This window comes from Terrimonas alba (assembly GCF_042434975.1).
In the GTDB taxonomy this organism is placed as follows: Bacteria; Bacteroidota; Bacteroidia; order Chitinophagales; family Chitinophagaceae; genus Terrimonas_B; species Terrimonas_B alba.
On record NZ_JBHMQM010000005.1, the window covers coordinates 41,241 to 56,737 of the forward strand.

General features: G+C 43.3%; 18 protein-coding genes. 10 read left to right on the forward strand and 8 right to left on the reverse strand.

Annotation, left to right across the window (positions count from 1 at the left end; all coding sequences use genetic code 11):
• Window positions 1–4: 4 nt before the first annotated feature.
• Both ACFEL9_RS15035 and ACFEL9_RS15040 read right to left on the reverse strand, forming a co-directional pair.
• Window positions 5–607 carry a M23 family metallopeptidase gene (locus tag ACFEL9_RS15035; protein ID WP_385891591.1) on the reverse strand — a complete coding sequence of 201 codons (603 nt, stop codon included), beginning with the start codon at window positions 605–607 and terminating at the stop codon, window positions 5–7.
• 145 nt (window positions 608–752) lie between these two features.
• The gene (locus ACFEL9_RS15040; RefSeq protein ID WP_385891593.1) at window positions 753–1,268 is read right to left on the reverse strand and encodes an SRPBCC family protein; all 516 of its coding nucleotides are present in this window, start codon (window positions 1,266–1,268) and stop codon (window positions 753–755) included.
• Between the two features lie 275 nt (window positions 1,269–1,543).
• On the opposite strand from ACFEL9_RS15040, the gene ACFEL9_RS15045 reads away from it, so the two are divergent.
• Window positions 1,544–1,771, forward strand: a complete 228-nt coding sequence (locus tag ACFEL9_RS15045) for a type II toxin-antitoxin system HigB family toxin (protein ID WP_385892608.1) — start codon at window positions 1,544–1,546, stop codon at window positions 1,769–1,771.
• A 145-nt stretch (window positions 1,772–1,916) separates the two neighbouring features.
• Window positions 1,917–2,273 (forward strand): helix-turn-helix domain-containing protein, encoded by a 357-nt coding sequence (locus ACFEL9_RS15050; RefSeq protein ID WP_276502381.1) that lies wholly within the window; start codon window positions 1,917–1,919, stop codon window positions 2,271–2,273.
• A gap of 64 nt (window positions 2,274–2,337) precedes the next feature.
• On the opposite strand, the gene ACFEL9_RS15055 is transcribed toward ACFEL9_RS15050, so the two are convergent.
• Window positions 2,338–3,339, reverse strand: a complete 1,002-nt coding sequence (locus ACFEL9_RS15055; protein ID WP_385891595.1) for an XdhC family protein — start codon at window positions 3,337–3,339, stop codon at window positions 2,338–2,340.
• 221 nt (window positions 3,340–3,560) lie between these two features.
• On the opposite strand from ACFEL9_RS15055, the gene ACFEL9_RS15060 reads away from it, so the two are divergent.
• Entirely contained in the window at window positions 3,561–4,505 is a 945-nt protein-coding gene (locus ACFEL9_RS15060) for an NADP-dependent oxidoreductase (protein WP_385891598.1), read from the forward strand.
• Window positions 4,506–4,871: 366 nt separating this feature from the next.
• On the opposite strand, the gene ACFEL9_RS15065 is transcribed toward ACFEL9_RS15060, so the two are convergent.
• The 3 genes from ACFEL9_RS15065 to ACFEL9_RS15075 are packed head-to-tail and all read right to left on the reverse strand — an operon-like array spanning window position 4,872 to window position 9,012.
• Window positions 4,872–7,193 carry a xanthine dehydrogenase molybdopterin binding subunit gene (locus tag ACFEL9_RS15065; protein WP_385891600.1) on the reverse strand — a complete coding sequence of 774 codons (2,322 nt, stop codon included), beginning with the start codon at window positions 7,191–7,193 and terminating at the stop codon, window positions 4,872–4,874.
• The gene (locus ACFEL9_RS15070) at window positions 7,180–7,557 is read right to left on the reverse strand and encodes a GIY-YIG nuclease family protein (protein WP_385891603.1); all 378 of its coding nucleotides are present in this window, start codon (window positions 7,555–7,557) and stop codon (window positions 7,180–7,182) included. The genes ACFEL9_RS15065 and ACFEL9_RS15070 overlap by 14 nt, the downstream gene beginning before the upstream one ends.
• Before the next feature lie 48 nt (window positions 7,558–7,605).
• Window positions 7,606–9,012, reverse strand: coding sequence for an FAD binding domain-containing protein (locus ACFEL9_RS15075; RefSeq protein ID WP_385891606.1), 1,407 nt, complete (start codon window positions 9,010–9,012; stop codon window positions 7,606–7,608).
• A 286-nt stretch (window positions 9,013–9,298) separates the two neighbouring features.
• Between ACFEL9_RS15075 and ACFEL9_RS15080 the strand changes: the two genes are divergently transcribed.
• On the forward strand, window positions 9,299–9,739 hold the full coding sequence (locus ACFEL9_RS15080; protein ID WP_385891607.1) for an SRPBCC family protein: 441 nt from the start codon (window positions 9,299–9,301) through the stop codon (window positions 9,737–9,739).
• Between the two features lie 167 nt (window positions 9,740–9,906).
• Window positions 9,907–10,446, forward strand: coding sequence for a nuclear transport factor 2-like protein (locus ACFEL9_RS15085; protein WP_385891609.1), 540 nt, complete (start codon window positions 9,907–9,909; stop codon window positions 10,444–10,446).
• Here ACFEL9_RS15085 and ACFEL9_RS15090 read toward each other — a convergent pair.
• A complete protein-coding gene (locus ACFEL9_RS15090; RefSeq protein ID WP_385891612.1) occupies window positions 10,436–10,669 on the reverse strand; it encodes a hypothetical protein in 234 nt (77 codons plus the stop codon). The genes ACFEL9_RS15085 and ACFEL9_RS15090 overlap by 11 nt on opposite strands.
• Window positions 10,670–10,741: 72 nt before the next feature.
• Between ACFEL9_RS15090 and ACFEL9_RS15095 the strand changes: the two genes are divergently transcribed.
• From ACFEL9_RS15095 to ACFEL9_RS15115, 5 genes are all read left to right on the forward strand, one after another.
• Window positions 10,742–11,881 carry a YncE family protein gene (locus tag ACFEL9_RS15095; protein ID WP_385891615.1) on the forward strand — a complete coding sequence of 380 codons (1,140 nt, stop codon included), beginning with the start codon at window positions 10,742–10,744 and terminating at the stop codon, window positions 11,879–11,881.
• A 150-nt stretch (window positions 11,882–12,031) separates the two neighbouring features.
• Window positions 12,032–12,718: a nuclease-related domain-containing protein gene (locus ACFEL9_RS15100; protein WP_385891618.1), complete on the forward strand. Its 687-nt coding sequence runs from the start codon at window positions 12,032–12,034 to the stop codon at window positions 12,716–12,718.
• A 429-nt stretch (window positions 12,719–13,147) separates the two neighbouring features.
• The gene (locus tag ACFEL9_RS15105) at window positions 13,148–13,387 is read left to right on the forward strand and encodes a hypothetical protein (protein ID WP_385891620.1); all 240 of its coding nucleotides are present in this window, start codon (window positions 13,148–13,150) and stop codon (window positions 13,385–13,387) included.
• Window positions 13,388–13,528: 141 nt separating this feature from the next.
• A complete protein-coding gene (locus tag ACFEL9_RS15110; RefSeq protein ID WP_385892611.1) occupies window positions 13,529–13,657 on the forward strand; it encodes a hypothetical protein in 129 nt (42 codons plus the stop codon).
• A 98-nt stretch (window positions 13,658–13,755) separates the two neighbouring features.
• Window positions 13,756–14,643, forward strand: coding sequence for a DNA cytosine methyltransferase (locus ACFEL9_RS15115; protein WP_385891622.1), 888 nt, complete (start codon window positions 13,756–13,758; stop codon window positions 14,641–14,643).
• A gap of 3 nt (window positions 14,644–14,646) precedes the next feature.
• Here the strand turns inward: ACFEL9_RS15115 and ACFEL9_RS15120 are convergent, their stop codons facing one another.
• A complete protein-coding gene (locus tag ACFEL9_RS15120; RefSeq protein WP_385891624.1) occupies window positions 14,647–15,474 on the reverse strand; it encodes a protein NO VEIN domain-containing protein in 828 nt (275 codons plus the stop codon).
• Window positions 15,475–15,497: the final 23 nt, after the last annotated feature.

Genomic DNA, 15,497 nt, shown 5'->3' on the forward strand with positions numbered 1-15,497 from the left:
ATGATCAATCGCCATTGTTTTTATACTTTCTTAATGGGCGCAGGTATTTAATACCTTTTGAGGTTTTAAAACGGGTCGCCACCTGCCGCCATTGGCGTTTGCTGTCGGTTGACCACACTAAAAAATGAAGATGGGGAATGGCGGAGTAACCGGTTTTACCGCTTAAGGCAATAGGTTGTCCTCTCTTCACCGTGTCTCCTACATTGACCAGTGCGCCGTCTTTTTGTATATGCCAGTAACCCGCACGGGAGCTATCCGCATGTTGAATAATGATATAGTTGCCATAGGCCCTGAGTCGCCTTTTCAATCCACCGCGGTCGCCGTCTTCCTTCACTCTTACCACTACTCCATCTCTTGCAGCACAGATCCTCGACCCCCTCCTCATTTTAAAATCCAGCGCCGCTCTTTCTTTGTGCGTAAAAGAGCTAAAATAACCCTGCACCATGTAGTAGGATTTACCTTCTTCAAAGGGCAAGGCATACACATAGCTTGAATCGTCTTTGGTAATACCTCGCTGCAAACGCTTTACTTCATTTCGCATAGGGTTTTTGCTGACATAGCAACCGGATACGACAAAAGCACTCAAAAAAAACCAACACAACTTCATCCGCATACATTTTATTGCCTGCCTGTCGGCAGACAGGTTTTCGGTCGGAATTTGTCCCGAACCTGCCTCGGGATACACCATTGATTCTATAAAAATAAAACGGTTCAATCAAGAACCGTTCCCGCCTGCAATTAATTATTAAAATTTAGCCTTCGCATAATTTTTTCAGGTTATTCAAACCGATGCCAAACTGGTGGTTCAGGTTTTTATTCAGCATTGGTCCCATCAACCGGGCCATGGGCCAGGGCAGTTCGCCGCTGTTTTGCCAGGTTACTTTTGTTTCACTATTGCCCCAATGTTCGAACAGCCAGTTATCTTTTGCATTCGCTTTCCAGGGTTTTAAAAACTCCAGGTCAAAATGAATATGTTTTTCATCAATATCCCGGAGGGTCAGGCTGCCCATGCCTACTTTTTTCCCTTCCCACGCATATTTATGCCCGGGAGTGTTTGGCTCGCCGGTAATTGTTTTTTGCGCCTTTGGATCCGTTTGTTGCCAGGGATTCCACAGCGCATATTCATTCAGGTTGCCGATACGGTTCATTACTTCTCTTACCGGTTTATTGATCACTATTGTTTTTTCTATATTATAAACTTTAGGCATCAGGGCGGCCGCTACCAGTACACCGATGATGAGCAATGCAAAAATGTAAACGAAGATCATAACAGGTGGTTTTAGGAAATTCAAGTTACAGAATACAATGCTTGCTGGCAAGCCAGTGGTCAATATATTTTCGGAGCACGAATGGAGTGTGGTCTTATGTTTAACAAAAAGAAGCGGACTATCGCTGATTGAGGGAGACAACCAGGTTTTGGGCGTTTAAATTTCCCAATTTGGGAACTTTATCTTACTTTTAGGAAAAGGGTAAATTATTGAGAGTAATAGCTAAGAAAACACTTCGGGATTTTTGGTCAAAGCATCCCGATTGCGAACAACAGTTGAAAGCCTGGTTCCAGGAGGCCTTTAAAAGTCATTGGAAGCGACCCGCTGATATAAAATCAGACTACCCAACTGCCAGTTTCTTAGCCAATAACCGTATTGTTTTCAATATAAAAGGAAACAGTTATAGGTTAATCATTAAAATTAATTATGACTATCAAATGGTCTGGATTCGATTCATTGGAACGCATTCGGAATATGATAAAATTGATGCAAATAAGATTTGATTATGAAATGAACCGTAAAAAAATATACAGATGAAATGAGCCATGATCCGCCGCGGCGGATCACCAACCGTGATGATTATTTTGGCGAACCTGTCTGCCGACAGGCAAGATTCCATATGGCCAAAAAACAATAAAAAATGAACATATGAAAATTAAACCGATAAAAACAAAAAAAGACTATAAACAGGCTTTAGAGCGACTTGAAATAATTTTTGACGCCAAAAAAGGTACAATTGAAGGAGATGAGCTGGAGGTTTTAGGAATACTTATTGATAATTATGAAATTCAAAATTTCCCTATAGACCTTCCTGATCCAATCGAAGCAATAAAATTCAGGATGGATCAATTGGGATATACACAAAATGACCTGGCGAGGGTTGTAGGCTTAAAAAGCAGAGCAAGCGAAATTCTAAACCGGAAACGAAAGTTATCACTTGAAATGATTCGTCAGTTACATGATAGTCTAAACATTCCGACAGACGTGTTAATCCAGGCGTATTGAATAAACAAGAAGTCGTCAACTTAGTTCCTATACATTGTCGGTAGTTGTGTAAAAAAGTACGGGTTTACGTGATGTGATGGAAATCCTGATTTTTTATTTGAATGATCTGTGCTGCGATACTTACAGCGATTTCTTCCGGCGTCTGGCTTTTGATAGCCAGGCCTGCAGGTGCGTGAATGGTTTGTATCAACTCCCTTTTTGTTTCCTCCTTTTCATACTCATCCATCATATTTTTGATTTTAGTCTGGCTGCCCAGTACACCCAGGAAACGAAATTGTTTATTGAGCAGTGCCTTTAAGGCGATATCGTCACTGCGATAACCCATCGTCATGATAACCACATAATGATCCGCCCCGCTTTCGATCAAATCGCTCAATTCGGAATAACTATTGACGAAATGTTTTTCATGTGCAGCTTCATTTTCCAGCATCGTTTTTAGTGCTGAACGATCATCATATACCCGGATGTAAAAATCCAGGCTTCGCATCAGCCTGCAAAATGCCAGCGAGCAATGGCCACCGCCAATCACTGAGAGCTTATTTTTATAACCCGTTTTCTCCCGGTATTCCCAGTCATCTTCCGCTTGCATGACAAAATGAAAATCTTTTCCAGGAACAGAATCAGTAAAATCAATACCGTCGGGAGAAAGCACCAATGTGCCGTTTTTATTTAGTGCCAATGAGCTGATAATAGCCTGTATTGTTGTTTTGTCTTTTTGCTGAACAGGATATAAAAAAATGGTTTGTTCGCCCGAACAGATCATACCGCTTTGATTTTTTGCCGCGGTTTTATCATGATATTGTTTTTTGATAGAACCGGCTCGCAGGTCACCGCTCACTGCTCGCAGCTTTTCCCTTGCCATTTCCACAAACTTATGTTCCATGATACCGCCGCCGATAGACCCTTCCATGTTGGACGAAGCCGGAGCAACATCATCAGTTACCGCCATAAAAAATCCCTGCCGTCCCGGGCTGCTGCCCTTGCTTTCCAGCACATACAACAGCATGACCGGAATATTTTTTTCCAGGCTATGTTCAATCAACTCCCAGGTAGCGAGACCCTTCATACGATAAACTTTTTTTCTTAACTGCTGTTATACAAAATTAAATTACCCCACCATTCTTCAAAGCAACCTGCTTAAGCACAGGTTAATGATTAATTTTTATAAAAAAAAGACAATTATGAAATGAGCCGTAGCAACGCTGTCAGCAACTGCGATGTTTATCCGGCGAACCTGTCTGCCGACAGGCAAGATTACATTTGGCTAAAACCATAAAAAATAAGCAAATGAAAGCCTTTATTTTGGAAGAAGCCGGCGATGCCAGCCAACTCAAACTTACCGAATTACCCAAGCCATCCATAATGAATGATGAAGTATTAATTAAAACAAAAGCGATAAGTGTCAATCCCGTGGATATGAAGACACGGATCGGCAAAAGTTTATACAATGAATTAAGGTCGGAAAATCCATTTATCGTTCTCGGCTGGGATGTATCAGGTGTGGTGGAAGAAGCAGGCAAAAATGTGACCGGTTATAAAAAAGGCGATGAAGTATTTGGAATGGTCAACTTTCCGGGTCATGGGCAGGCATATGCGGAATATGTTGCGGCGCCTGCTGCTCACCTGGCACATAAACCAGCCAATATTTCACACGAAGAAGCTGCGGCGGCTACCCTTGCCGCTTTAACAGCATGGCAGGCATTAGTAACAAATGGTAAGGTTACTAAAGGACAAAAAGTGGTGATACAAGCTGCTGCCGGTGGTGTGGGCCATTATGCGGTACAAATTGCAAAATATCTCGGCGCTTACGTGATTGCTACTTCATCAGCCGCGAATAAAGAATTTGTGTTGAGCCTTGGCGCTGATGAACATGTCGATTATAAAAAACATGCCATTGATGAAGTAGTAAAAGATGCTGATTTTGTGTTGGACCCAATGGGCGGTGATAATATTGATGCATCACTGAATGCGGTGAAAAAAGGAGGAACGGTGATCATGCTGCCCAGTATTTACAAAGATCTGGTTGCCGAAAAATCAAAAGCAAAAGGCATCAATGGTTTTTTCTTTTCCGTTCAATCCAATGGTGATGATATGAAGCAATTGGCGCAACTGCTGGAAAAAGGAGTCATCCGTTCGCATGTATCACAAGTATTCCCCTTTGAAAAAATGAAAGAAGCACATGAACAAATAGAAACTGGAAAGACAAAAGGGAAGATTGTGTTAACCTTATAAATGTTTTAGTATAGGTAGCTGCCGAATTATCCTTTTGAAATCTTGTTGCAGCTCGATACACTTCGCACTAATTGATAGAAATTTCCTGCACCTCTTTTTCGAAATCCGCTACGGAGGAAAGTCCTCCCCTATAGGGGGGATTTAGGAGGGGGCCGAAAAAGCAGTGCCTTTCGTTGTTCCGAATAGCATAGCCTGTCCCGAACTAGCTTCGGGAAAGCAAGAGCTTCAACCTGTCATTACCAATACAAAAACGATTTCAAATTATCGGAGTCTTTGTGCGTGGCTGGACAAACAGCGGAGCATTTGTTTGTCCTTGATCTTTTTGTTTCTTTTTCCGTCAAGGGAAAAAGAAAAGATAAGAATACTTTATTTGCTTGCAGCAGCGGTGTGCTGGCTCAGCGACAGAGCTTGTGAACCCGGCTGGGGATATAAACTCATCAACACTTTCTCCGGTGTCATCGGCGCATCAAAAGGAATAACCGCTGAAGGATTAAACGCTTTGATCGCATTGCGCAACGCAAAATAGGCACCAATACCATACAGCAGCGGTGGCTCGCCCACAGCTTTGCTGCGAAAAACAGCCAGGTTATCTTTTGTTGTGTCCAGCGAATGAATAATAATTTCTTTAGGTACAGAATAAATATCCGGCACTTTATAAGTACTCAGTGCATTGGATCTGAGTTTTCCTTCTTTATCATACACGATCTCTTCCATCGTCATCCAGCCGATACCCTGTACTATGCCGCCTTCACATTGACCAATATCGATCATTGTGTTCATGCTCTGGCCAAAATCATGTACCACTTTTACCGAGTCCATTTCATAGATACCCCGCAGGCAATCGATCGTAGCAGTGATGATCGCAGTGCCATAAGCATGATAGGCAAAAGGATGTCCTTTTTCTTTCGCCGGATCAAAATGAATACCCGGTGGTGTATAGTGGCTGTGCTCGGATAAGCTCACCCGTTTGATATAAGTGGCCATTACCAGTTTGTTCCAGCTCCAGGCTGTTTTCTTTCCGTTGATATAGATCCATTCTTCCTTTATTTCAAAAGGCGGCAATTCCGTATCGTCAATATTGGCAGTAGCGAGATTTTCATCCATGGCAACCTGCATCAGCCGTTTCAGGATGGCCTTGCAGGCAATCTCCGTGGCTTTTCCATTGAGATCGGCGGTGGCGCTGGCAGCCGATGGTGAGGTGTTGGCAATGCGCCAGGTGTTAGTGCTGTTGATCTTTATTTTTGAAATGTCTAACGAAAATATTCTGGCAGCTACCTGCGCAATCTTTGTATTCACGCCTTGCCCCATTTCCACGGCGCCGGTACTGATACCCACACTACCATCGGTATAGACATGCACCAATGATCGCCCCTGGTTCATCAGCGTTTTGGTAAAGGAAATACCAAAGCAAATGGGCATCAGGGCCATCCCTTTTTTATACCATTTGTTCGCAGCATTGAATTGTTCAACCTCCTGTTGGAGGGCTTTTATATTATATAGGTCATTGACCTTGTTCCAACATTCATTCGCTTCACTTTCGGCTTTTTGTCCATAAGGAAATTCATCACCGGTCCTCAGCAAATTTTTTTGTTGAATAGCCAATGCAGGAATACCCAACTGTTCGGCCGCTTTTGCAATAGCGGCTTCTATCACAAACATCCCTTGCGGGCCACCAAACCCGCGGAAGGCTGTATTAGGTGGCAAATGAGTTCGGCAACTATACGCCGTTGCTTTTACATGCGGCACAAAATAAGAATTGGTGCAATGAAACAGGGTCCGCTCCATTACCGCTGGTGAAAGGTCAGCAGCGGCGCCGGCATTTTGAAAAAAAGTTACTTCGTAAGCAATGATCTTTAAATCGCTGTTCAAACCAATTTTAAAATCGGCCGAATAAGGATGGCGTTTACCGGTCATCCGCATATCTTCCATACGGTGCAGTGAATACTTTACCGGCCTGTTTAAATGAAAGCTGGCCAAAGCACACATGACACCCCAGGTGGTGGCCTGGTCTTCTTTACCACCAAAGCCGCCGCCAAGTCTTGTCGTATCCACTTCAATTTTATTCATTGGGATGGCCAGTACCCTGGCCGCAGTTCGCTGTACCGCTGTAGGCCCTTGTGTGGAAGAATAAATTTTAATGGCTCCATTCTCCAAGGGCAGGGCGTAAGCCCCCTGTGTTTCGATGTATAAATGTTCCTGGCCATTGGTTTCTGTACGGCCTTCAAAAATATGTTCACACACTGACCAGGCAGTATCGGCATCACCAATTTTAAAAGTACGTGGTGGAATGATCAGATCACCCTTTTCTTTCGCCTCTCTTGGATCGGTAATAACAGGCAAGGGCTCAATCTCAACTTTGATCTTCTTTACCGCCGCTTTGGCTATTTCTTCTGTTTCGGCTACGACCAGGGCGATGGGCATACCACAAAAATGAACATGCGTACTGGCCAATAATTCTTCATCGGGAACAATCCCGCCTATCTGATTTTCTCCCGGGATATCTTTTGCGGTAAAAACTCTTACAACGCCGTTTATCTTTTCTGTTTCGCTGGTATCAAGCGATTTTATTTTTCCATGCGCAATGGGTGAATCAAACACTGCGGCATACAAAGTGCCGTTGATGACGGGTATATCATCGAGGTAGACGGACTCGCCCCGGAGATGGGTGTATGAGTCAATGTTTTTCATTCTTAGCAATGTCATCCCGTGTCACCCTGAGCCCTGAGCTCGCCGAAGGGTCGAAGGGTGACGAAAGTTGTTTTTTCGATTTGGATAATAGTTTTATTTCTTCCCAGTCACCTTTAAATAAAGCTTCCTTCTTTTTTCTTGACCATCCTTTAATTTGCTTTTCCCATGCAATTGCATTCCTGATATCATGAAACTTTTCTTCATACATTAATGTCACTGGGCGTCTTTTGTAGGTAAAGCATCTTTCATTGTAACCAGTATTATGTTCCCATAATCTTCTTTCGGGATCATTGGTGACACCGGTGTAATAGAGGCCATCTCCACACTTCACTACATATACATAATAGTTATGTCCCGTTTTCATATTTATCTTTCTTTAATCACCCTTCGGTACTGAGCTTGTCGAAGTGGCTCAGGGTGACAGAGGCTCTTCGATCTTAAACAGGCTCGTAAAATGTGCCCTTATCAACTGCCCTAATAAAAATGTTTTATATTCTTTACTTCCTCGTGCATCACTGATCGGTGAAATTTCTGTTTGCATGATGTCAATCGCTTCATCCACCAGGTATGCTGTAATCGTTTTCCCGGTTAGAAACTGGGATGTCTTTTGCAAATACATCGGTACAGGTCCCACACCACCGGCTGAAAGACCGGCATATTCAATCCTGTTATCCTGTATGATTAAATGGATCGCTGAATTCACACTCGCTATGTCCAGGTTGGTTCGCTTGCTTACTTTTTCAAAATTGAAATACGAGTTCTTTCCCGGCAATTCAAATCTTACCTGCTCCACGATTTCTCCGGGACGTTTAGCCAGCTGTTTGTACCCTGTATAAAGGGTTCTCAATGCTATTTCTCTTTTTCTTTCTCCTTCTTTTACGATCACCTGCGCATCCAGCGCCAAAAAGAAAATCGTAAAGTCGCCAATGGGTGAAGCATTGATAAAATTACCGGCGATTGTGGCCATGTTGCGAATAGGCGTGGAGGAAACCAGTTTGGCATATTTAGGAAAATCCGGGAATGCCTGCTGTATGATGGGCGAGTTCAACAGGTCTGTTACTGTTGCCGAAGCACCGATGGTACAACGATTGCCTTCTTGATAAATGCCCTTCAGTTGTGTATGATCAAACAAAAACTGGTTATCCGCATGCACCAGCTCTTCGTGCTTTTGTACATAGAGATCGGTTCCGCCGCCGACGAGGTAAGTAGGGTTTGGGGGATGGCTAGTGGGGGGAACACCGTTCTCCAGGTTTTGCAGTTTTATTCTTATTGAAGCAAAATATTCGGGAAGTATTTTTTTATTCGCTACAAAACTGGTCGCCTGCTCCCCGTTTTTTTCTTTCATGAAGTCAGCAACTTTTCGGGCGGCTCTTTCAATAGATTTATAACCGGTGCAGCGGCAAATATTTCCATCTACGGCGCCAATCGCATTTTCCGCTGTCGCTCTTTCATCACTTAAACAAAAACCCGCCAGCGACACCACAAAGCCCGGTGTACAAAACCCGCATTGTGTAGCGCCTTCCTCCGCCATGGCTTGCTGAATGGGATTGAGCTGATCGGGAAAATTGATTCCTTCAATCGTTACAATATGTTTCCCCCGCACATTGCCCAGCGGTACCAGGCAACTAGTCATCGATTGGTAAGCCACCCTTCCGTTTTTAAGTTCGCCCACCAATACGGTGCAGGCGCCACAGTCTCCTTCGCGGCAGCCGATCTTGGTACCCACCAGGTGGCGCTGATAACGGATAAAATCCAGCAACACCATGCCCGGTGGCTGGTTTGTTTCAATGTTTTTATCGTTGAGTATGAAGCGGATCAAAACGGTGAATTGGGTATGCTTAAAGTTAGCATAATTTATGGAGTATGGTTTTTCCGGCAGGCGAAGAAAACCCCAAAACAGTAGTTGTAGAAAATGGCTACCGATGTGCGGGAGTGGCACAAATGCTATCTGTGTAAATCCATCTGATCAGTAGAATCCGTGTTCCTGTACTACGTCGCAAATGACCTCCCAAATAGTCGCTTTTATACCGTTTCGCTGTCATCTTTTATTACCAGATTTGTAATGCCGACTGAAACCTAATCATTCATTGTAAAATTGTTTTGTCATGGAAAAACTGAATTTCAAAACTGTTATCAATGCCGCCCCTGAAAAAATATGGCATGTGTTGTGGGATGATGATACCTATCGCAAATGGACATCCGCTTTTGCCGAGGGCTCCTTCGCAAAAACGGACTGGAAACAGGGCAGCAAAGCGCTGTTCCTCGATGGCAGCGGCCAACAAGGCATGGTAAGCCGCATTGCCGAAAACAGGCCCAATGAATACATGTCGATCGAACACCTGGGCGAGGTGAGAGACGGTGTCGAAGACACTACCAGCGACAGGGTAAAACAATGGGCTGGTGCGCATGAAAACTATACGCTGAAAAAAGTAAACGGTAAAACAGAACTGACCGTGGATATGGATATCACCGACGAGTTCAAAGATATGTTTGCACAAATATGGCCGAAGGCGCTGGAGAATGTAAGAAAACTGTCGGAAAATTAAATAACAGGCACATTATTCAAAGCTCCGGTTGATGCCGGAGTTTTTTTATTCCTTTATGTGATACAATCATTACCTTTCTGTAACCAACGCTGTACCACCCTATACTTCGCTGCGCCTATCCCTCCTTTTGATTGCTTCCTCTTCATCATTTAACCAAAACTTCATTTATGAAAAAGATCTTTTTATGCCTGGGTGCTCTCACGTTTTTATTGTCCTGTAACAGTCCGAAAGAAAAAACATCGGAGACAGAAACTACAACAAAGGCCGCGGAACCCGCCGTGGATCTGCCCTACAAAGCTTCATATGCCAGCAACTTTACCACCGATGTTTCGGATGCAGATTTGAAAATGGTACTAAACTCTTACAAAGACTGGGAGTCTGGTAACCTTTCCGGCCTGGAAGCCGTCCTGGGTGATTCCGTGGACTATGATGCCAGCGATGGCAGTTCGCATCATTTAAAAAAAGCTGACCTGCTGAAAATGTGGACCACCTACCGCGACAGCCTGAGCTCCGTGACCATTGATATGTATGCCTGGCAAAAAATGTATGCACCCGATAAAAAAGAAGGGCATGTCGTCACCTGGTATAAGGAAATCGACACCTATAAAAATGGCAAAGTCGATTCAGCCACCTACCATGATATCAACCAGGTAAAGGATGGTAAAATAGTTTGGTATAGCTCGATGAAAAGAGGGTTTAAAAAATAACTATCCACTTGTTTGCTAAAGAAGAGGCTGCTTCAAAAGTATTTTTCGGTAAAGACATGAAGTAGCGCAAAGCATATATAGCAGAACCCAACGCCATAGAATTGTTGAACCACGGAGGCACCAGGGCACGAAGAGTCACGACGCAATTAATTAATCTTTGTGTATCACCTGTCTTTGCGCCATCGTGGTTCAATCGTCCCTGTGCCCGGGGGCCGACAGACATGATGTGTCTTCAATAATATTACTTTAATGTCTCGTCGGTATTGATTTATCTTTAAGAACAAACGGGCTCGTCATGACGATAAAACTCAACACCCTAAAACTTTTGCTTACCACTCTTGCAGTGCTTATCGGTTCATTCACCGTAGCTGCACGGCCTGTACCGGGCGCTGTTGCACCGGGCCGGGATACGGTCAAAAGATATTTATACGTAGCCGTTCCCGGTATCCGTGATTATCTCGGCTACGGCGGTCATGGCATTCTTGTTTTTGATATCGATAACAATCATCGCTTTGTCAGGCGCATTCCCGCCAAAGGCCTCCATCCTGATGGTACCCCTTCCAATGTAAAAGGCATTGCTGTCAGCGTGGCGCTCAACAGCATTTTTATCAGCACCCTCGAATCATTGCAGCGCATCGACCTGGCCACGGATAAACTGGTATGGGAAAAACCATTTGAAGGCGGTTGCGACCGCATGGCCATTTCTCCCGATGGTAAAACCATGTACCTCCCTTCGCTGGAAAAAACATTCTGGAACGTGGTGGATTGCGCCACCGGCGACATCATCAAAAAAATTCCCGTGCACAAGCGGGCACACAATACTATCTATGGTCCTTCCGGCAAACAGGTGTACATGGGTGATATTGCTTCACCCTGGTTATGGATTGCCGATCCCGGCAAACATGAGCTGGTGCATAAAGTGGGTCCCTTCGCCAATTATGTTCGGCCCTTTACTATCAACGGAAAAGAAACCATAGCCTTTGTCACGGTCGACAGCCTGCTGGGTTTTGAAGTCGGGGATATCCGCAGCGGCGCCAGGCTGGCCCATATCGAAGTGAAAGGCTGGAATCCCGGCCCCGTGCGGCGGCATGGCAATCCCAGCCATGGCATTGGCCTCACCCCGGACGAAACCGAGATCTGGCTGGCCGATGGTCACAATATGCGGGTGCATGTGTTCAGTGCAATGAAACCCTACCAGCAACTGACCACTATCCCCGTGCAGGATATGCCCGGCTGGATCAGCTTCGGCATCGATGGTAAATATGTATATCCTTCCAGTGGCGAAGTCATCGACACCAAAACCCGTAAGATCATCACCACCCTGCAGGACGAACACCACAACAATGTAGCCAGTGAAAAAATGGTGGAGATCCATATGGCCGGTAGTAAAGCCGTGAAGGCGGGAGACCAGTTTGGGATTGGAGGGATAAGATAAGTAAGATTTTATTTAGCCGGCTGCAGTGCAGGGGGCATCGGCAGTTGCGACCTTTAGTTTAGGACCGTTCGACTTTGGAACTAACCTTACGAAACCTCCGACTTAAAAACTCAAAACGATACACTTTATAATTAAAATCGTAAATCAAGAATGTGGATTTTTATTGGTATAGTTTCTTTGGTAGTCTTCATTCTCATATTTAGGGAAATACGAGACAAAAAATTATTAGAAACTGTCACAAAGCGAAATAGAGGTACAAGAACAGAAAGAGATTTAGTGTTAAAATTCTTGAAGTATGGAATACCTGCACAAACCATTTTTCACGATTTGTATGTTAAAAAGCATAATGGGAATTTTTCTCAAATTGATCTAGTAGTTGCAACGAAAGTAGGTATAATCGTACTCGAAGTAAAAGATTATAGCGGTTGGATTTTTGGAGCTGGTCATAATTCTCAATGGACTCAAGTATTAGCATATGGTAAAAGAAAATATCGTTTATACAACCCGATAATACAAAACAGTAAACATATTAGCGATTTAAAAAAGCAGCTCAGACAATTTGAAACTGTTCCGTTTTATTCAATTGTCGTGTTCTACGGTAATTGTGTATTGAAAGACATCAATTTTGTACCCAATGGAACATTTCTTGTAAAATCAAATAGGGTATTAGAACTTATGGAAACGCTTATGAAAAGTAATGAACTTGCTCGTTATACTAATAAAAATGAAATAGTCCGAATATTAAAAGAGGCTGTGAAAAATGGAGAAGACAAAGAAATTCAAGTTCAACACATCAAAAATGTCCGGGAAATGCTAGGCAAGGATAGGATAATTTGACTGAACAGAAAATATGAAAAAAGCCTGCCGCTAATAGTGCATTAAAAGAATTTATCAAAACTGAAATGGACTTTTAATCAGTAATGCATAATTTACTTCATCGAGCCTGAAGGTCTTCGCGGTCTTCAGGCTTTTTTTATTCCTACATTTTTTAGTTTTTACACTACTTCTCGTTTTTTTCTGTTCAAATATTTGTTTTTGACTTAGAATACGCTCCATTCATCGTTCCGTAATTCTGCTCAGCAAAGTTGAATAGTAAGGGTTTCCGGAAGATTTTATAATTCAACTAACAATGAAGGAATGGGGCCTCTAAGGTCACAAATTGTGACCTTAGAGGATGGCAGGGGAAAATATTCAAAATACCTGCCTTTTGTCTTTACAGAACAAGGTGTAGCCATGCCTGCCTGACCGGTAGGCAGGCTTTCCGGTGTGTTGAACAGCGAAACAGCCATCAGGGTGCATATACAAATCATCCGCGTATTTGCGAAAATGCGGGAACTGCTGCTCACCCATAAAGACATATTGCTGCAACTTGAAAAAATGGAGAAAAAACTCACCGGCCATGATGAAGACATTGCCCTCATCTTTAAATACCTGAAACAATTGCTGAATCCGCCACCTCAGCCGACACGGCCAAAGATTGGTTTTAAAAGAAAGGAGGAGGAATAGCCCATGCGGCGATATGGCCTGCATTCTTCCTGTTCAGTGCTAACTTCGCAGCATGGCCGATGCCTGTCCGCCGTAGGCGGATGCATGATAAATATGACTGACGTTCATAACAAACTTACCCGCAGCTATAATATGTCGTAGATAAGGGCGACGAACACCAAACCGGAATTACTGGTACGGAAATTCCTACATGCCCAGGGCTTTTGTTACAAACTACACGATAAAACATTACCTGGCAAACCTGGTGTGGGTCCTCAAAACGTGACTTAAAAGCAAATGCAGTCAATACTCACATATCTATCTTGTGTCTTAAAGCACACCGTTTACTTTAACGACTGCGGCTAGATTTAATCAAACAAAAACACAAGATGTATACCCCCACTGTCAAAGGTTATTTTTCAGGATGCGGCGGCATGGAAATAGGAATGATGCAAGCTGGTGTCAATATCATTCAATCCCTTGACCTCGATCGGGAAGCTACTGCTTGCATGAAAATGAACGGTCATTACTTCTCGCATCATGTACTGACAGCGGACATTAAAGATAAAACCGTTTTAGAGCAACCGCAGTCGGACATTATTATCGGCACTTATCCATGCACCAAATATTCTCCAATCGCAGACATTCATGGTACTAGAACAGGAGATGATCTATTCCTTCACTTCTTCCGGCACATTGCTATTGAAAAACCGGAGATGTATGTGGTGGAAAATGTGCCCGGCATGCGCAAGTTTAAAGTAGTGATGGAAGCTATGACCAAGCTGCCGGATTACTATGTCAATGTCTTTTGCCCTGTTGACGCTGCTAATTGGTTACCGCAGCGGCGTAAGCGATTAATTCTAATTGGTACAAGAAAGCCATTTTCCATAGCCGAACCTACCCAAGTCAGAAACAAACCCAGGTTAAAAGACATATTGGAAAAAGACCCTCTTATTGAAATACCTGCCTATGTTATTAGCCGCATCGTGGGCAAATATCGTGACAAACCGATTATCGTTAATCCTGATGATCCCGGAGTCTTGGCTCCCACTTGCGTGGCACACTATGCTAAGGACTTGGGAACACGGCTAGTCGTTGATCGGAAAACCCGTTTGGGAATGCGTCCTTTTTCTATTAGGGAGTATGCAAGGCTGCAAGGATTTCCCGACGATTTTCATTTTGAGAACAAGCGAAGTTCATATCGATTAATCGGCAATGCAGTACCTGTTCACATGGGCAGATGGGTGGGCGATGTGGCTTTGAATTATTTCAACTAGGTCTCAATGAAAGTACCCTTTATAAGTTTGAACCACCATTTTGCAGAAATCATCGTAATGACCATGTTTAATAAAAAGCTTGGGGTCGTCAGCAAAATTAAAAACCCGGTACAGGTAAAAATCCTTTGCCTTTTTATGCGCAAACTTTACTTCATTACTTGATAGATAAATAGGAGTTTCCTTCGTTAGTTTCGTCGTCTTTACCTCTATATATCGGTCGGTTCCATTATTGTTTTTTGAAAGAATATCAAAGCCGGTCCCGTCTCCATATTTTTGGGAGATCCATTCCACTTTATCGGCAAGGTTTTCCTTCCCCGCCTTGTTCAGTCGCCACTTTTCATAATCTATTACAAAGCTTTCTCCTTTTTCACCGAGGCTTCGATTATGTTGCTCCTTCTCCAAATAATTGGTCTTAATGGGAATAAATTTTGGCTCTCTTTCAACATACTTTTGTTTGACCGGTTTTGAATCCACTACCTTGTTGAAGTCTATTTTCTTTACAGGCACTTCAGTCTTTTCATCAGCAAATTTTTTGAATTCCTTTTCAAAAGAAAATTTATGGGCTTGCAGGTATTCAGCTACTTCATCGGCCAATAACTGTTGGTAATTGAACAATGGCTTGTATCCTTTAATAAATGGTAGCCCCATCATTGCAAGCGCACCGCTTATATTCTGATGCTTAAACTCAATGGCTTTATCCCTGTTATTAAGCAGCCTCGCTAAAGATCGCCGATGCTCTGCCTTATTATATTTGGTATTGTGTAGTTCCAAGTTGAACATTTCAAAATAGTCGGCTACTATCAGTGCCACTTCTTCTTTTGACCAATCCATTTCCATTAATTTTTTAATCGTCA